This is a genomic window from Streptomyces sp. NBC_00005, from assembly GCF_045160215.1.
Taxonomy (GTDB): domain Bacteria; phylum Actinomycetota; class Actinomycetes; order Streptomycetales; family Streptomycetaceae; genus Streptomyces.
In genome coordinates, this window is record NZ_CP108316.1 from 8,433,595 (window position 1) to 8,449,855 (window position 16,261).

Annotated in this window: 16 protein-coding genes; 11 read left to right on the plus strand and 5 right to left on the minus strand. The window is 72.6% G+C overall.

Annotated elements, in window-relative coordinates; translation table 11 throughout:
- Nucleotides 1-82: 82 nt before the first annotated feature.
- The 5 genes from aroH to der all read left to right on the plus strand — a co-directional run bounded on the left by aroH (nt 83) and on the right by der (nt 4,554).
- Nucleotides 83-445, plus strand: a complete 363-nt coding sequence (gene aroH, locus OG303_RS38555) for a chorismate mutase (protein WP_405874433.1) — start codon at nt 83-85, stop codon at nt 443-445.
- Nucleotides 442-1,527, plus strand: a complete 1,086-nt coding sequence (locus OG303_RS38560) for a prephenate dehydrogenase (RefSeq protein WP_405874434.1) — start codon at nt 442-444, stop codon at nt 1,525-1,527. The genes aroH and OG303_RS38560 overlap by 4 nt, the downstream gene beginning before the upstream one ends.
- A 132-nt stretch (nt 1,528-1,659) precedes the next feature.
- Nucleotides 1,660-2,346, plus strand: a complete 687-nt coding sequence (gene cmk, locus OG303_RS38565; protein ID WP_405874436.1) for a (d)CMP kinase — start codon at nt 1,660-1,662, stop codon at nt 2,344-2,346.
- Nucleotides 2,304-2,996: a lysophospholipid acyltransferase family protein gene (locus tag OG303_RS38570; RefSeq protein ID WP_405874437.1), complete on the plus strand. Its 693-nt coding sequence runs from the start codon at nt 2,304-2,306 to the stop codon at nt 2,994-2,996. Before cmk ends, OG303_RS38570 begins: the two co-directional genes overlap by 43 nt.
- Before the next feature lie 79 nt (nt 2,997-3,075).
- On the plus strand, nt 3,076-4,554 hold the full coding sequence (der, locus tag OG303_RS38575) for a ribosome biogenesis GTPase Der (protein WP_405874438.1): 1,479 nt from the start codon (nt 3,076-3,078) through the stop codon (nt 4,552-4,554).
- 62 nt (nt 4,555-4,616) lie between these two features.
- Here the strand turns inward: der and OG303_RS38580 are convergent, their stop codons facing one another.
- Together OG303_RS38580 and OG303_RS38585 are read right to left on the minus strand one after the other, a co-directional pair.
- On the minus strand, nt 4,617-4,997 hold the full coding sequence (locus OG303_RS38580; protein WP_405874440.1) for a hypothetical protein: 381 nt from the start codon (nt 4,995-4,997) through the stop codon (nt 4,617-4,619).
- A gap of 61 nt (nt 4,998-5,058) precedes the next feature.
- On the minus strand, nt 5,059-5,841 hold the full coding sequence (locus OG303_RS38585) for a hypothetical protein (RefSeq protein ID WP_405874441.1): 783 nt from the start codon (nt 5,839-5,841) through the stop codon (nt 5,059-5,061).
- Nucleotides 5,842-6,378: 537 nt separating this feature from the next.
- Here OG303_RS38585 and OG303_RS38590 point away from each other — a divergent pair.
- Both OG303_RS38590 and OG303_RS38595 read left to right on the plus strand, forming a co-directional pair.
- The gene (locus OG303_RS38590; RefSeq protein ID WP_405874443.1) at nt 6,379-7,032 is read left to right on the plus strand and encodes a transglycosylase family protein; all 654 of its coding nucleotides are present in this window, start codon (nt 6,379-6,381) and stop codon (nt 7,030-7,032) included.
- Nucleotides 7,033-7,148: 116 nt separating this feature from the next.
- Nucleotides 7,149-7,808, plus strand: coding sequence for a transglycosylase family protein (locus tag OG303_RS38595; RefSeq protein ID WP_405874445.1), 660 nt, complete (start codon nt 7,149-7,151; stop codon nt 7,806-7,808).
- On the opposite strand, the gene OG303_RS38600 is transcribed toward OG303_RS38595, so the two are convergent.
- From OG303_RS38600 to OG303_RS38610, 3 genes are read right to left on the minus strand one after another with little or no spacing between them, the layout of a single operon-like run.
- Complete coding sequence (locus OG303_RS38600; RefSeq protein WP_405874446.1) at nt 7,708-8,418, minus strand: ATP-binding cassette domain-containing protein; 711 nt, start codon at nt 8,416-8,418, stop codon at nt 7,708-7,710. The two genes, OG303_RS38595 and OG303_RS38600, sit on opposite strands and share 101 nt — an antisense overlap.
- A complete protein-coding gene (locus OG303_RS38605; RefSeq protein ID WP_405874447.1) occupies nt 8,415-11,738 on the minus strand; it encodes an ABC transporter permease subunit in 3,324 nt (1,107 codons plus the stop codon). The genes OG303_RS38600 and OG303_RS38605 overlap by 4 nt, the downstream gene beginning before the upstream one ends.
- Complete coding sequence (locus OG303_RS38610) at nt 11,738-12,214, minus strand: hypothetical protein (protein ID WP_405874449.1); 477 nt, start codon at nt 12,212-12,214, stop codon at nt 11,738-11,740. The genes OG303_RS38605 and OG303_RS38610 overlap by 1 nt, the downstream gene beginning before the upstream one ends.
- A gap of 135 nt (nt 12,215-12,349) precedes the next feature.
- On the opposite strand from OG303_RS38610, the gene OG303_RS38615 reads away from it, so the two are divergent.
- The 4 genes from OG303_RS38615 (at nt 12,350) to OG303_RS38630 (ending at nt 16,231) form a co-directional block, all read left to right on the plus strand.
- On the plus strand, nt 12,350-12,928 hold the full coding sequence (locus OG303_RS38615; RefSeq protein ID WP_405874450.1) for a hypothetical protein: 579 nt from the start codon (nt 12,350-12,352) through the stop codon (nt 12,926-12,928).
- Nucleotides 12,897-14,222, plus strand: coding sequence for an ABC transporter substrate-binding protein (locus OG303_RS38620; protein ID WP_405874452.1), 1,326 nt, complete (start codon nt 12,897-12,899; stop codon nt 14,220-14,222). Before OG303_RS38615 ends, OG303_RS38620 begins: the two co-directional genes overlap by 32 nt.
- 89 nt (nt 14,223-14,311) lie before the next feature.
- Complete coding sequence (locus tag OG303_RS38625; RefSeq protein WP_405874454.1) at nt 14,312-15,121, plus strand: hypothetical protein; 810 nt, start codon at nt 14,312-14,314, stop codon at nt 15,119-15,121.
- Between the two features lie 69 nt (nt 15,122-15,190).
- On the plus strand, nt 15,191-16,231 hold the full coding sequence (locus OG303_RS38630; protein WP_405874456.1) for a helix-turn-helix transcriptional regulator: 1,041 nt from the start codon (nt 15,191-15,193) through the stop codon (nt 16,229-16,231).
- The last annotated feature ends 30 nt before the right edge of the window (nt 16,232-16,261 follow it).

The window sequence follows — 16,261 nt, forward strand, 5'->3', positions numbered from 1 at the left end:
GGGCGTCGCGCACCCGCCCGTCGCGGGCTGACTAGGCTGGACGGTCGAAGAGCCGATCCGTACATCAGCAAGGAGCCAAGCCGTGGCGGTACGAGCGGTCCGGGGAGCCGTCCAACTGGAACGGGACGAGGCCGGCCACATGGACGAGCAGGTCGGGGCCCTGCTCACCGCCATCCTCGAGCGCAACGCCCTGAACGGCGACGACCTGATCAGCATCTGGTTCACGGCGACGCCCGACCTGCACAGCGACTTCCCGGCGGCCGCCGCCCGCAAGCTCGGCATCGTCGACGTACCGCTGATCTGCGCCCAGGAGCTGGACATCGAGGGCGCCATGCCCCGCGTCGTCCGCGTACTCGCGCACATCGAGTCCGACCGGCCCCGCGCCGACATCGCCCATGTCTACCTCGGCGCCGCGGCCGCCCTGCGCAAGGACATCGCCCAGTGAGAACCGCCCTCGTCATCGGAACCGGGCTCATCGGTACGTCCGCCGCCCTCGCCCTGTCCCAGCGGGGCGTCGTCGTCCACCTCTCGGACCACGACCCCGAGCAGGCCCGTACGGCGGCCGCGCTCGGCGCCGGCACCGACGAGGCCCCCGAAGGACCGGTCGACCTCGCGATCATCGCCGCCCCTCCCGCCCATGTGGCCGGCGTGCTCGGCGACGCCATGCGCCGGGGCGCGGCCCGCGGCTACCTCGACGTGGCCAGCGTCAAGGGCGGCCCGCGCCGCGAGCTGGAGGCGCTGGGCCTGGACCTGTCCTCGTACATCGGCTCGCACCCCATGTCGGGCCGCGAGAAGTCCGGTCCGCTGGCGGCGACCGGCGACCTCTTCGAGGGCCGTCCCTGGGTACTGACGCCGACCCGGGACACCGACACCGAGGTGCTGAACCTCGCCCTGGAGCTGGTCTCGCACTGCCGGGCCGTGCCGGTCGTCATGGACGCCGACGCCCACGACCGCGCCGTCGCCCTGGTCTCCCACATGCCCCACCTGGTCTCCAGCATGGTGGCCGCGCGCCTGCAGAACGCCGAGGAGGCGGCCGTACGACTGTGCGGTCAGGGCATCCGTGACGTCACCCGGATCGCCGCCTCCGACCCCGGCATGTGGATCGACATCCTGTCCGCGAACCCCGGGCCGGTGGCCGACCTGCTCTCCGACGTCGCCGCCGACCTGGACGAGACGGTCGAGGCCCTTCGGTCCCTGCAGTCCTCCGACGACGCCAAGCGGCTCGAGGGCACGGCCGGCATCGAGGACGTCCTGCGGCGCGGCAACGCCGGGCAGGTCCGGGTGCCGGGCAAGCACGGGTCCGCGCCGCGTACGTACGAGGTCGTGGCCGTCCTCATCGACGACCAGCCGGGCCAGCTGGCCCGCATCTTCGCGGACGCCGGCCGGGCCGGCGTCAACGTCGAGGACGTACGCATCGAGCACGCGACCGGGCAGCAGGCCGGTCTGGTCCAGCTGATGGTGGAGCCGCAGACCGCGCCGGTACTGACCGCCGCCCTGCGGGAGCGGGGCTGGGCGATCCGGCAGTGATCGACCGCACCCCTCCGCGATGATCACCCGGATCATCCGCCTGTAAGAAGGGTTCCGGCGAGCCAGTAACCTTGTGCGGGGCACAATCGCGTCCCGCACTCCCTCCGCACCGCACCAGGAAGGTGTCCTCCCGTGGAAAACGGCGTCGCCAAGCCCGTGATTGTCGCCATCGACGGTCCGGCCGGCACGGGCAAGTCGAGCACGTCGAAGGCCGTCGCCGCGCAGCTCCGCCTGAGCTACCTGGACACCGGCGCCCAGTACCGGGCGATCACCTGGTGGATGGTGAGCAACGGGATCGACATCGACGACCCGACGGCGATCGCCGCCGTGGCGGGCAAGCCCGAGATCGTCTCCGGTACGGACCCGGAGAACCCCACGATCACGGTCGACGGCACCGACGTGGCCGGCCCGATCCGCACCCAGGAGGTCTCCGCCAAGGTCAGCGCGGTCAGCGCGGTGCCCGAGGTGCGGGCCAGGATCACCGAGCTGCAGCGGTCGGTGGCGGCCGGCGCGGAGGACGGCATCGTCGTCGAGGGCCGTGACATCGGTACGACCGTGCTGCCCGACGCCGACCTGAAGATCTTCCTCACCGCCTCCCCGGAGGCACGCGCCGCCCGCCGCAGCGGTGAGCTGAAGGGAGCCGACGTGCACGCCACCCGCGAGGCGCTGATCAAGCGGGACGCGGCCGACTCCTCCCGCAAGACCTCGCCGCTCGCCAAGGCGGACGACGCGGTCGAGGTGGACACCACCGAGCTCACGCTCGCGCAGGTCATCGAGTGCGTCGTGACCCTCGTCGAGGAGAAGCGGGCCGGGAAGTGACCGCGCCCTCCGTCCCCTCCGAGAAGGGCGCCGAGGTCGGGCGGCGTATCGGCGTCGGCCTGATGTACGGGCTGTGGAAGCCGCGGGTGCTGGGTTCCTGGAAGGTGCCCGCCACCGGCCCGGTGATATTCGCCGTCAACCACTCCCACAACATCGACGGCCCGATGGTCATGGGCGTGGCGCCCCGGCCGACGCACTTCCTGATCAAGAAGGAAGCGTTCATCGGCCCGCTCGACCCCTTCCTGCTGGGCATCGGCCAGCTGAAGGTGGACCGCTCGGTCGCCGACCGCGGGGCGATCATGCAGGCCCTGGACGTGCTGTCGGCCGGGGGAGTCCTCGGCATCTTCCCCGAGGGCACCCGCGGTGAGGGCGACTTCGCCTCGCTGCGCGCCGGGCTCGCGTACTTCGCGGTACGCAGCGGTGCCCCGGTCGTCCCGGTCGCCGTGCTGGGAAGCACCGAGCGGCGGGGACGGTTGATAAAGGGGCTGCCTCCGCTGCGCAGCCGTATCGACGTCGTCTTCGGCGACCCCTTCGAGGCCGGCGACGGCAGCGGACGACGTACGCGCAAGGCGCTCGACGAGGCGACCGAACGCATCCAGAAGCAGCTCACCGCGCACCTGGAAAACGCCAGGCGCCTGACCGGGCGCTAGGCGACACTAAGTAGTGGATCAACCCGCGGAAAGCGGGCGTTCCACCGATCACCACGATGAACGACGAGGTACGGACTTCATGAACGACCACATTCCCTCCGGCGGCTCGGGCGAGGAGCACGACCACGGAGCGCTTGGCGATGCCGAGTACACGGACTTCATGGAGCTCGCCGCGGAAGAGGGCTTCGATCTCGAGGACGTCGAGGGAGCCATCGAGGAGGCCGGTCACGGCCCGCTGCCCGTCCTCGCCGTCGTCGGCCGCCCGAACGTCGGCAAGTCGACGCTCGTGAACCGCATCATCGGCCGCCGCGAGGCCGTCGTGGAGGACAAGCCCGGCGTCACCCGCGACCGCGTCACCTACGAGGCCGAGTGGGCGGGCCGCCGCTTCAAGGTCGTCGACACCGGCGGCTGGGAGCAGGACGTCCTCGGCATCGACGCCTCCGTGGCCGCGCAGGCCGAGTTCGCGATCGAGGCCGCCGACGCCGTCGTGTTCGTCGTCGACGCCAAGGTCGGCGCGACCGACACCGACGAGGCGGTCGTACGACTGCTGCGCAAGGCCGGCAAGCCCGTCGTGCTGGCCGCCAACAAGGTGGACGGCCAGAGCGGCGAGGCGGACGCGGCCTACCTGTGGTCGCTGGGCCTCGGCGAACCGCACCCCGTCTCGGCCCTGCACGGCCGCGGCACCGGCGACATGCTGGACGCCGTCCTCGACGTCCTGCCGGAAGCGCCCGCGCAGACCTTCGGCACGGCCGTCGGCGGACCGCGCCGCATCGCCCTGATCGGCCGCCCGAACGTCGGCAAGTCCTCCCTCCTGAACAAGGTGGCGAACGAGGAGCGGGTCGTCGTCAACGAGGTCGCGGGCACCACCCGCGACCCGGTCGACGAGCTCATCGAACTCGGCGGAGTCACCTGGAAGTTCGTCGACACCGCGGGCATCCGCAAGCGCGTCCACCTCCAGCAGGGCGCCGACTACTACGCCTCGCTGCGCACCGCGGCCGCGGTCGAGAAGGCCGAGGTGGCGGTCATCCTGATCGACGCCTCCGAGTCCATCTCGGTGCAGGACCAGCGGATCGTGACGATGGCCGTCGAGGCCGGGCGCGCGATGGTCATCGCCTACAACAAGTGGGACACCCTCGACGAGGAGCGCCGCTACTACCTTGAGCGGGAGATCGAGACCGAGTTCGGCCAGGTCGCCTGGGCGCCCCGGGTGAACGTGTCGGCGCGCACCGGCCGCCACATGGAGAAGCTGGTCCCGGCGATCGAGTCCGCCCTCGCCGGCTGGGAGACCCGCGTCCCGACGGGCCGTCTGAACGCCTTCCTCGGTGAGCTGGTCGCCGCCCACCCGCACCCGGTCCGCGGCGGCAAGCAGCCGCGCATCCTGTTCGGGACCCAGGCCGGTACCAAGCCCCCGCGGTTCGTGCTCTTCGCGTCCGGCTTCATCGAGGCGGGCTACCGGCGCTTCATCGAGCGCCGCCTGCGCGAGGAGTTCGGCTTCGAGGGGACGCCGATCCACATCTCGGTGCGGGTGCGCGAGAAGCGCGGAGGCAAGAAGAAGTAGCAGCAAACGGCAGAGGGGCGGCCCCAAGTGGGGCCGCCCCTCTGCCGTTCAGCGGACGCCGCTCACAGGGCGCTGCGCGGGCCGGGTGGCAGCGCGGCCGGCACATGGTGCATCCCCGTGCCCTGCTGCCCGACGCGCTGCCACTGCGACTGCTGCCGGGCGCTGAACGCCCCCGCGCTGTAGGCGCTGTACGAGCTGCTGAAGGTCCCCGGCCGGTGTTCTTCGTACGGCCTCGTACTGGTCGGGATGTTCCCGAAGGCGGTGAACCCCAGCTCCTCCTCGCCACTGCGGTCACCCGGCAGCGTGCGGAACGACTTGACGTACTCGGCGTAGAGCGCGTCGTAGATGGGCGTGGCCGAGGGGCCGCCCGAAACGTCCTGGGCCGACCGCGCGGACGGAATCGGCTGGAGGGACTGGCGGCGGGGAACGTCGTATGCGTGCACGTATGTCCAAACGACCCCGAACTTCAAGGGATGCGGTCCGGACCGGCCCCGTTGGGCGCTCTCAGGTCCCCGCGAGAGGCATGGCCACGCCGACCAACTTCCCGTTGGCCGCCGCCTTGTCCAGGGCGTCCCGCAGCAGGTCCTCCCGGGGCTGACGCCCGATGGATCCCACCGGGGCGGCGAACATCAGCACCTGCTGGTGCTTGTTGGCGGCGGCCCGCCAGCCCTCGGTCACCTGGAGCGGCTGGTGCGCCTGCCACCACGCCACCTGCTGGCCCCCGTTCGTGCCGGGCTGCAGTACGGCGTGCAGCTGGCCCATGGCGAGCAGCACCGACCAGCCGTGCAGCACGGGCGGCACCTCGGCCAGCTCCGTCAGCGGCATGAACCCCTGCTCGATGAGCAGCGGAAGGAAGTCGTCGCCGAGCCCGGTGGTGCCCGGCCGCACGATGGGCCCGGTCGGCTCGACCACCAGCGCCGGGTGCAACTCCCCGGCGATCAGGACGAGTCCACTGGTCACGCCGAGTACGGCCTGCTCGGGGACGACCTGTGCGGGGTCCAGGTCCACGCTGTCCCCGGAGATGGACTTCACGGCCCCCCGGAGCTGCTCCTCGGTGACCTGGACGACCTGCGAGGGCAGACAGGTGGAGTGGGCGAAGGCGAGGACGGCGGTCTCCTCGCCGATGAACAGGACGGTGCTGGTGCGCTCCTGTTCGGAGTCGCCCGGGGTGCGGCAGGACGTGCAGTCGTAACTGCCCGGGGCGTTGTCTCCGGCGAGCAGCCGGTCGGCTTCTTCGTCGCCGATCTCGGCGCGTACCTCGTCGCTGACGTCGAGCATGCGCGGCACGGGTGGCTCCCTCGGGGTGTGGTGCGTGACGGGGCCGGGTGGCTCCCGGTCCGTGAACCGGGTGGGCCCCGGGCTCATGAAGAAGACAACGGGCGATCTGTGGCGGGAGTCACGCCCCAGGGCGAACGGAATCGAACCATCCACCGCACAGGGTCACCGCTGGTCCGGAATCGGGCACTCAATGTCAATTCCTTGGAAATCCAAGGAAGTTGGTTCGGTGAGGTGGGTCACAGATCACTGAGGCGACTGGTCGACAAATCAGGAAATCAGCGAATGAAGTGGGTGGCCGGAAATCGCCGATACCTGGGGTAACGGCGAACTGGCCTGGAGTGACAAGCAGTTGGTTGCTGTCCAGTCGCCGGGGTCCCTAGATTCCCGGCCGTGTGCAACGAGCACCGCTCGGGTTCGTCCGCCGGCCGTACCAAGCCAGCTCACAGCACCAGCCTCCGGCGGACGGGGCGGAGCGCGACGGCCCTGCCCCTGCGCAGGGAGCGCGCCCCGCCTTGGGGGACCCCGGGTCCTTCGAGAGGGAATTACATGTCCGAATGTGCCGATACCAACCGCGACAACGCTCGTAAGACGCAGGTCCGTACGACGGCGGTTCTCGCCGGGGCGGCACTGCTCGCCCCGCTCGGACTGCTGGCCGCCACCGGCAACGCCGCGGCGGCCGACGGCGGAGTGTGGGACCGCATCGCCCAGTGCGAGAGCGGCGGCAACTGGCACATCAACACCGGCAACGGCTACTACGGCGGGCTTCAGTTCTCCGCCGGCACCTGGCGCGCCTACGGCGGCGCGGCCTATGCGGCGACCGCCGCCGGGGCCTCCAGGGAGCAGCAGATCGCAGTGGCCACCAAGGTCCAGCGCGCCCAGGGTTGGGGCGCCTGGCCGACCTGCTCGGCACGGGCCGGAGCCTATGGGAGCGCACCCGCCTCCTCCGGTTCGGTCTCCACCGAGTCCACGAAGTCCACCAAGGCAGCACCGTCGAAGAAGCCGTCGAAGGAGCCGGCACGCTCGACGGGCCACACGACTCGCGGTGCCTCCCGCGGCGACTACACCGTCCGCAAGGGCGACACACTCAGCAAGATCGCCGCGCGGCACGGGACCACCTGGCAGCGGCTGTACGCCGCGAACAAGGCCGTCATCGGCGGTGATCCCGACCTGATCGTGCCCGGGCAGCAGCTCGACCTCTGAGTCGCTCCCGCTCGCCCAGGCACGGGCCCCGTCCGGTCGCGTCCGACCGGGTGGGGCCCTCGGCGCACCGGACGCGCCGGAGCGGCCTCGGGCCACCCACTGCTTACCGTGGCCCGATGTTCCGCACGCACCGCAGGCAGCGCCCGCACCGCACGCCGATCGTCCTCGCCCTTGCCGCCGCCCTGTTCGCCGTCCTGGTCCCCGCCACGGCCCATGCGGCGGCACCGCCACCGCCGCTGCCCGGAGCGTTCCCGGTGAGCGTGTCCTTCGACTGCGCCAAGGACCACTGGCCCTGGGGCTGCCTCGCGGAGTGCGAGAGCGGCGGGCGGTGGGACTCCAACACCGGGAACGGCTACTACGGCGGGCTTCAGTTCTCCGCCGGCACCTGGAAGGCCTACGGAGGGCAGAAGTACGCCGCGCGCGCGGATCTCGCCACGCGCGAGCAGCAGATCGCCGTCGCCGAGAAGGTGCTGGCCGAGCAGGGGTGGGGGAGCTGGCCCTCGTGCTCCCAGCGGTACGGGCTCGAGGGGCGCATGCTCGCGGTGCACGCCGGCGAGACGCTGGTGTCGATCGCGAGCCAGTACGGCGTCCACGGCGGCTGGCGGGAGCTCTACCGCGCCAACAAGGACATGGTCGGCCGCCGTCCGGACCGGGTGAACGTCGGCACGCTGCTGGTCATCCCGGAGGGCTCGGCCCGCGTCGGTCAGCCGCGCCCCGCCCCGGCGGTGTTCGGCCCGCCCCTGACCGCCGCGCCCGCTCGCCCGCCTCTCCGCTGAACACGACGGCACCGCGGCGCAGTTCGTACACGAGGACACCCGCCCGGACCCGGAGCCCTGGCGGCAACCGCTGCTCGGCGACGACCACGCACGCGTCGAGGGCGCCCAGCAGGTCGTAAGTGCGGGCCGCGACCGCGGGCGACATGCCCTGCGCGGGCTCGTCGACGAGCACCACGCGTGCGCGTGCCAGCAGGGCGCGGGAAAGGGCGAGCATGCGTTGCTCGCCGCCGGAGAGGGTGCCGGCGCGGCGCGCGAGCAAGGGCCCGAGCTGCGGGTAGGCGTCGATGGCGAAGTCGTGGTCCCGTGCGGTCAGTTCGAGGTTCTCGCGCACGGTCAGGGAGCCGAACACGGCCTGCCGCTCGGGGACCAGGCACAGTCCGCGCCGGGCCCGTTCGTAGGCCGGCATCCGGCTCACGTCGACGCCGTCCCACACCACCGCGCCGCCGGACAGCGGCACGGTTCCGGCCAGCGCGCGCAGGGCCGTCGTACGGCCGGATCCGTTGCGGCCCAGGAGGACGGTGAGGCCGGGGCCCGGGGCGGCGAGGGTGACGCCGTGCAGAGCCTCCAGCGGGCCGTAGCGCACGCGCGCGTGGCGCAGGGAGATGGTCATGCGCCCGCCTCCCGGGTGCCCAGGGCATCAAGGGCGTCGAGTACGTGCTCGGGCGGGCCGGAGGCGACGATGCGGCCCGCCGCCATGACGTGCACGACGTCCGCGAGGTCGGCGACCAGGTCGAGGTCGTGCTCGACGACGAGGAGGGCGGTGCCGTCGGCGGCCAGGGCCTTCAACACCCGGGCCAGAGCGGAGACTTCGGCACTGTCGAGACCCGCGGCGGGCTCGTCAAGGAGCAGCACGCGCGGGCTGCCCGCCAGGGCCCGGGCCAGCTCGACGCGGCGCAGCGTGCCGGTGGGCAGCCCGGCGGCCGGCAGCGCCCGCACCGGCCCGTCGAGCCCGAGCAGGCGCAGCGCCCGCTCCACGGCCGCCGGGTCTCTCACCCGCCCCTGCTCGGCACCCACGCGGACGTTCTCGGCCACGGTCAACGACGGGAAGACCGCCAACTGCTGAAAGGTCCGCGCGATCCCGAGCCGGGTACGGGCGTGCGCGGCCAGCCGCGTGATGTCCCGCCCCCCGAACCGCACGCGCCCGCGCGCGGGCCGCAGCGTCCCCGCCAGACAGTGGAACAGGGTGCTCTTCCCGGCCCCGTTGGGCCCGACCACCGCGGTCACCTGCCCGGGCCGCACATCCAGATCGACCCCGCCGAGAGCGGTGAAGCCGCCGTAGCGGACTTGTAGGTGACGGGCTGTGAGGGTGGGGGTGGCGGGGGAGCGCGGGTCGGTGGAGGCGGCATTACGGATGGCAGGAGTGCGGGGGCTGCTGGAATCGGCGCCGGCGGAGGCACCCGGTCGGTCGGCCGGGCGGTCGGTGGCGGGATACCCGGTGCCTGGGCCGCCGTTCCGCGGGCCGCCGGGGTCGGTGTCCTCGTCCTCGTACGGCCGGGTGCCTGCGCTGTCGTCTTCGCGTGGGTGGGGGGTTTCGTCGCCGTTGGCGTCCTGGTGGCCGCTTCCGGTGGCGGGCCCGTGCGGCGCTGCACGGGTGTTGTCGTCTCCCGCGCGCGGCTCTTCGTCGTTCGGCTTGGTGGGGTGGTGTTGTTCGGTGGCCGTTGAGTGGGGGCGGGGGCCGTCGTCGTTGTCGTCCGTGTGCTTGCTCGTCTCTGCGGGCCTTTGCGGCTCGTGGCCGGTGTTGTCGTCTGCCGCGCGCGTCGCATCGTCGTCCGGCTTCGTGGCCTGGTGTTGTTCTCCGGCCGTTCCGTGCCGCCGAGGGCCGTCGTCGCCGTTTCCATCCGTCTGGCCGCCCCTGTCGGCAGACCCCTGCGGCTCACTCCCGGCGTTGCCGCCCCCGCCCCGAACCGCATCGTCGTCCAGCCCGTTGCCCCCCTGTCGCCCATCGGTCGTCCCGCCCGGCAGCCCGGCCACCCCCCTTTCCTCGCCCTGCCCGTACCGGACTGTTGCCCCGGCGTGTGGCGTTGCGGTTGCGGCCGCCAGGGCCGGCTGTAGGGGTGCGGCCTGCTGTTTCACCGAAGCCAGTTTCTGGCGCGCGCGTGCCCCCACCGGCGTCAGTCCCGCGTTCCGGCCGAGCCGCAGCCGCAGGCGTACCGCCGCCGTCCGCAGGGCTTCGTACGGTCCTCCGGGGAAGCGTCCGACGAGCACGGCCAGTACCCCGATCAGTGCCGCCGCCACCCCGCCCCGTGCGCCCGCGTCGAGGCCCACCAGGAGTGCGGCGGCGGCCAGTGCGCCCAGGGTGCTGTCGGCGCCCAGTACCACCACCGCGGCGAACCACAGCAGGCCGCGGACGGGGTCGTAGGCGCTCGGGTCGAAGGCTCGCAGGCCCATGCCGAGCATGCCGCCGCCGAGGGCGGCGAGCGCGGCGCCCGTGACGAAGGCCAGGAGTTTGAGCGACGGGACCTGGACACCTGCCGCCGACGCACCCGACTCGTGGTCCCGCATGGCGGCCAGGGACCGGCCCGTGCGGCCCCTGCGCAGTGCCCGTGTCGCCAGCAACGCGGCGGCCAGCAGAGCGAGTTCGAGGACGTAGTACGCGCGGTCGCCGTCGAAGCCCGCCGGGCGGTCCAGCGAGAGTCCGGACGTGGCGTACGGCTGGGCGAAGACGAAGCGGCTCACTCCGACGCCCACCGCGAACGTCGCCAGCGCGAGGGCCAGGCCCCGGCGGCTGATCGCCGGCCAGCCGGTCAGGAGGCCGAGCGGGGCCACCAGGACGACCGCCACGGCGAGGGCGGCCAGTTCGGGCAGGCGGGGCAGGCCCGGGAAGCGGCCCGCCGCGAGCAGCGCCGTGAACAGGGCGCCCAGACCCGCGTATGCCGCCTGGCCGAGGGAGATCTGTCCGCCCCGGCCCGTGACGACCACCAGGGAGAGCAGGACCACGCCCAGCGCCGGCACCTGGACCGACGTGTGCAGATCCGAGCCCGCGAAGCCCAGCGGCAGCAGGAACAGCACCATCGCCACGATCCAGGCACCCTGCGGAGTCGGCACGCGCGCGGTGGCCGTGCGCGGGAGCGCGTCGCGCGTGCCGATCCGCGGCAGCACCAGCGCCGCCACCAGCAGGGCCACCACGAACAGGTTCGCGCCCACCGCCTGCAGCAACGGCTCGCCCCAGCCCGACGGATGCAGCCGCGTCAGCTGGCTCTGCGCGACCCCGATGCCCAGCGCCACGACGACGGCCACCGGCAGGCTGCGCATCCGCGCCGCCACCGCGACCGCCACCACCTCCATGACGAGCAGCGGCAGCCCGTACGGGTCCAGGCGGACGTACGGCGCCAGCAGCACGCCTGTCAGGCCCGCCGTGAACGAGCCGAACGCCCAGCCCGCCGCGGCCACCCGGTCCGCGTCGATCCCGCCCAGCACCGCGAGTTGCCGGTCGTCGACCACGGCCCGCAGCTCCCGCCCGAACCGCGTCCAGCGAATCACCGCGCCGACTCCCACCGCCAGCACGAGCGCCACTCCCAGTTGCCCCCACGGATCCGCCGACACCAACTCCGGCGCGTCGTCCCGCGCTCCCTGCCCCCACACCAGCGCCGCCCCGCCGACCAGCAGCACGAACACCCCGATGGAGGCCACGAGTGTCTGCGCGGGGTCGCCGCCCAGGACGGCGAGCGGCCGGAAGACGAAGCGTTCCAGTGCCACGCCGATCGCCGGGGCCAGGACGAGTAGTGTCACCGTCGCCCCCAGCCACAGCGGCCAGCCCCACTCGACCAAGCACTGCCGCAGCACGTACGCGCACACCATCGCGATCGCGCCGTGCGCGAAGTTGAGCACGCCGGTCGCGCGGTACGTCACGATCAGGCCGATCCCGGTGAGCGCGGCCGCGCTGCCGACCGAGAGACCGGCGAGCGTGAGGTCGTACGTCAGCGAGGACATCAGTCGGTTTCGTCGGCGGGCTCGCAGATCGGGCACGGACCCAGTTCGCCGCTCGTCAGCAGCTTCGCGTCCACCGGCACCGCCTCCACCTTCCCGGAGACCAGCGGGCAGTCCGCGCGGTGCCACAGCGTGCCGCCCGGCACCATCAGCAGATCCCCGCTGACCGCGAGGGGCAGTGCCGCCACCGGCAAGGACTCCTCGGCGTCGGCGGATTCGGCGGCCACCAGGAGGCCGTACAACTCCTCCACGCGCGCGGCGGCGAGCGCGTTGCGCCCGTGGGTGAGCAGGACCGACCCGGCGATGATCAGCGCGGCGCCGGGCACCGTGCAGGAGGCGAGATAGGGCAGCTGGCGCTCGGCGTAACGCTCGCCGGAGATGCCGTACCAGCCGATGACGCACAGCACCGCGCCCGCCGCGAGCGCTGCCCAGCCGGCCCACAGGACGGGGTGCACGGTCCGCAGTCGACCTGTCCGCATCGCTGGCTCCCACACGTCGCGTATCTGTGCATGTGCCTGTCCATGTCAGCCAATGGCTTGCACTATGCCTTCTGGAAGCTGACCCTGAAAGCACCGGGCGCACCTTGCCCGGACCGACACCCGGTGGTGAGCCAGATGGTTCTCGGGAGCGACCTCACGCGGGGGAAAGCACGAAGGGGGCGCGGCCCAAGGGCTGCGGGACGGGGCACGGCGGCGTTGTCCGCCCTCGTTCTCATCCTGGCCCCGGTCCTCGCGGCGTGCAGCGACGACAGCGGCGGCGGCAGCGAGAGCACACCCCCGACTCCGTCCGTTGAGAAGACGACGACGAGCGCCCCGGCCACCGCGCCCGCGGATCCGGCGGCGGCGAAACAGGAGATCACCCAGAACTGGGCGAAGTTCTTCGACCCGAAGACGTCGCTTGCGGACAAGCAGAAGGTCCTGGAGAACGGCGACGAGATGGCCCCGGTCCTGAAGGCCTTCAGCGGTGACAAGCGCGGCGGACAGGTGCAGGCGAAGGTCCAGAAGATCGAGTTCACCAAGGCGACCGAGGCGACCGTGACGTACGCGCTGACCCTGAACGGCGCCACCGCCCTGCCGAACGCCTCCGGGACCTCGGTCGAGCAGGACGGCACCTGGAAGGTGTCCGTCAACACGCTGTGCGCGCTGGTCCAGCTGAGCGGCGATGCGTCGGGTTCACCGGCCGCGGGCTGCTAGCGCACCAGGGGCACGAGGTGCCGCGGCCGCGGTGCTGATGCTCCTGGTGGGCACGGCCTGCGGCAGCCGTCTGCCGGAGAGCGACTTCGAGCACGACGGCCGCACGAACGCGCCCGCGTCTTCGCACAACGGCGCCCCGGTCCGCATCGGCATCGTCACCAGCGCCACCAGCCCGGTCGGCGGCAACACCTTCACGGGCCCGCGCGACGGAGCCAAGGCCTGGTTCGACCGTCTCAACGCGCGCGGGGGCATCGACGGCCACCCGGTCGAGGTGCGCGAGTGCGACGACGGCGGCAGCGGCGTCGGCAACAACACCTGTGTGCACAAGCTGATCGACGAGGACAAGGTGGTCGCGCTGGTCGCGACCACCTCGCTGGACTACGCGGGCGCCTCCCGCGTCTCCCACGCGCGCGTGCCCGACATCGGCGGCCAGCCCATCGGCGCCGCCTACGACACCTGGCCGCACCTGTACGGCATCTACGGCAGCCTGGCCCCGAGGAACGGCACGCCCGGCTGGGGCGGGAAGCTCTACGGCGGCACGGAGGTCTACCGGTACTTCAAGCGCGAGAAGGGCGCCCGCACGGCCGCCGTCGTCTCGTACAACCAGGCCGCGTCCGCCGCCTACGCCCGGCTCGTCCAGCAGGGCCTGAAGGCCGAGGGCTACAAGGTGGTCACCGAGCAGGTCGACTTCGCCCTGCCCAACTTCCGTGCCGCCGCGGCGGACTTGAAGGAGCAGGGCGCCGACCTGGTCTTCGACGCGATCGACACCCACGGCAACGCCCAGCTGTGCAAGGCGATGGACGAGGTCGGCGCCAAGGTCATCGCCAAGGTCACCAACGTGCAGAACTGGACGTCCACCGTCCCCGACGACTACAAGGACTCCCCGCGCTGCCGCAACGCCCTCTGGGCGACCGGCTCCAGCCGCGACTACGAGGACACGGACAACGCGGCGGTACGGCAGTTCCGGGACGCCACCAAGGGCCTGAAGACGCACTCCCAGTGGCAGTTGGAGGGCTGGGCGGCCGCCATGTGGTTCACGGACGCGGCGACGTCCTGCGCGAAGGCGAACACGGGCATCACGCGCGCGTGCGTCGACGACTTCATGAACCGCAGCGAGAACTACACCGCGGACGGCCTCCTGGTCCCCGTCGCGTTCGAGCGGCTGGCCGAGCCGCCGAAGGACCGCAGGACCTGTCTGTCGGTCGCCCGCTGGCAGGACGGCCGGGGCTGGGTCGCCCAGGGCGACATGAACAGCACCTGTTTCGACGTGCCGCAGCTGCCCTATCAGCCATAGGTCCGGGTAAAGCGCAACCAAAGTGCCTGTGCGCAGGTCTAACCGGGCAGTACAGGCCGAGACGGGAAGGGAAAGGGATCCGTAACCGCATGACGACGTTGGCTCCGCAGTCCACGCCGCCGCGCGCCGACTGCATCGCCGACTCCGCGGGCGGACTGACCTTCGACGTCACCGCGGGCGGCGAAGCCGGGTCGGCGCACCTCGTGCTGCGCCGCCGCGAGGGGCGCGAGGAGGTCTGCCTGCCGCTGGCTCCGGCCGCGGACGGCCGGCTGCGCGCTGCGCTGCCCAGCATCGTCGCCCTCCCCGAGGGCCGCTGGGACGCCTACGCGCGCGTGGACGCCGGCGAGCCGCGCCGCCTCGTGCCCGGCGTCACCGACCTGCGCTCGCTCGCCGCGCGGATACCCAGCGGCTCCCGCGGCCACGTCGCCGTCCGCATTCCGTACGCGACCCGGCAGGGCAACCTCACCGTCCGCAGCTGGCTGCGCGCCCCGCACGCCGAGGCGGGCGAACTGCGCATCAAACAGGGCGTGTTGACCGTGCAGGGGCGCGTCTACGGCACCGGGCTCGACCCGCATGCGTACGCCGAGGTCCGCGGCCGGCACGCGCAAGTCCCGGTGCTGCGTTCCGAAGTCCTCGCCGACCAGACCGAGTTCCGCTTCAAGGTGGTGTACGGCGCCCTGGAGCCGGGCGTGTGGGACCTGTGGCTGCGGCCCGCGGGGGAGACGGGACCGGCGGTGCGGATCGCGCGGCTGCTCGACGACGTGGCCGACAAGAAGCCCGTGTTCACCTACCCACGCGTGCGCGTGGACGCCTCGTACGGCCCGGTCGAGGCCGGGCCGTACTACACGCGGGACAACGACCTGTCCGTGTCCGTCACACTGTGTCCGCCGCCGCAGTGACCGGAAGAACTCCCTGACGCCACCCGTCAGCAGGCCGGGGACCCAGGACCGTGCTGGAGACTCGAGACCATGTTGGAGACCTCGGCACGACTGCTGCGCCTGCTCTCGCTCCTCCAGGCGCACCGCGACTGGTCCGGCGCCGACCTCGCCGACCGCCTCGGCGTCACCCCTCGCACCGTGCGCCGGGACGTCGACCGGCTGCGTGAGCTGGGCTACCCCGTCAACGCCAGCCCCGGCACCGGCGGCGGCTACCAGCTGGGCGCGGGCGCCGAGCTCCCGCCCCTGCTGCTCGACGACGACGAGGCGGTCGCCGTGGCCGTCGGGCTGCGCACCGCCGCCGGGCAGGGCATCGAGGGCATCGGCGAGACCTCCGTACGGGCCCTCGCCAAGCTGGAGCAGGTCCTGCCCAGCAGGCTGCGCCGCCGGGTCAGCGCCCTGAACACCTTCACCGTGCCGATGCTGCGCGGCCCGCAGCCCTCCGCCGTCGACCCGGCCGTCCTCACCGAGCTGGCCAACCTGTGCCGGGACGCGGAACGCCTCCGCTTCGAGTACAGCGACCACGGCGGCACTTCCACCCGCCGCACCGTCGAACCGCACCGCCTGGTGTGCACCGAGCGCCGCTGGTACCTGGTCGCCTGGGACCTCGACCGGGACGACTGGCGCACGTTCCGCGTCGACCGCATCACCCCCAGACCGCCGCACGGGCCGCGCTTCGCCCCGCGCACCCCGCCCGCCGAGGATCTCGCCGCGTACGTCTCGAAGGGCGTCTCCACGCGCGCGTACGCCGCCCACGCTGTGGTCCGACTGCTCGTGCCCTTGGAGGAGGCCGCCCAGCGCATCTCGCCCTCGGCCGGGCAGCTGGAGGCCGAGGGGCCGGACTCGTGCATCCTGCGCACGGGCGCCGCGAGCCTCGACGTGATGGTCATTCACGTGATGCTGATGGGCTTCGAGTTCGAGGTGCTGGAGCCGGCCGAGCTGACCGAGGCGATCAGGACCGCTCGGGACCGGCTGTCTCGCGCTCTGCAGCGGGGCCTTCAGGCACCGCCCCGTACTCGGGATGGTGCAGGTCGAACGCCGGGGACTCGGAGCGGATCCGGGGCAGCGTCGTGAAGTTGTGCCGCGGCGGCGGGCAGGACGTCG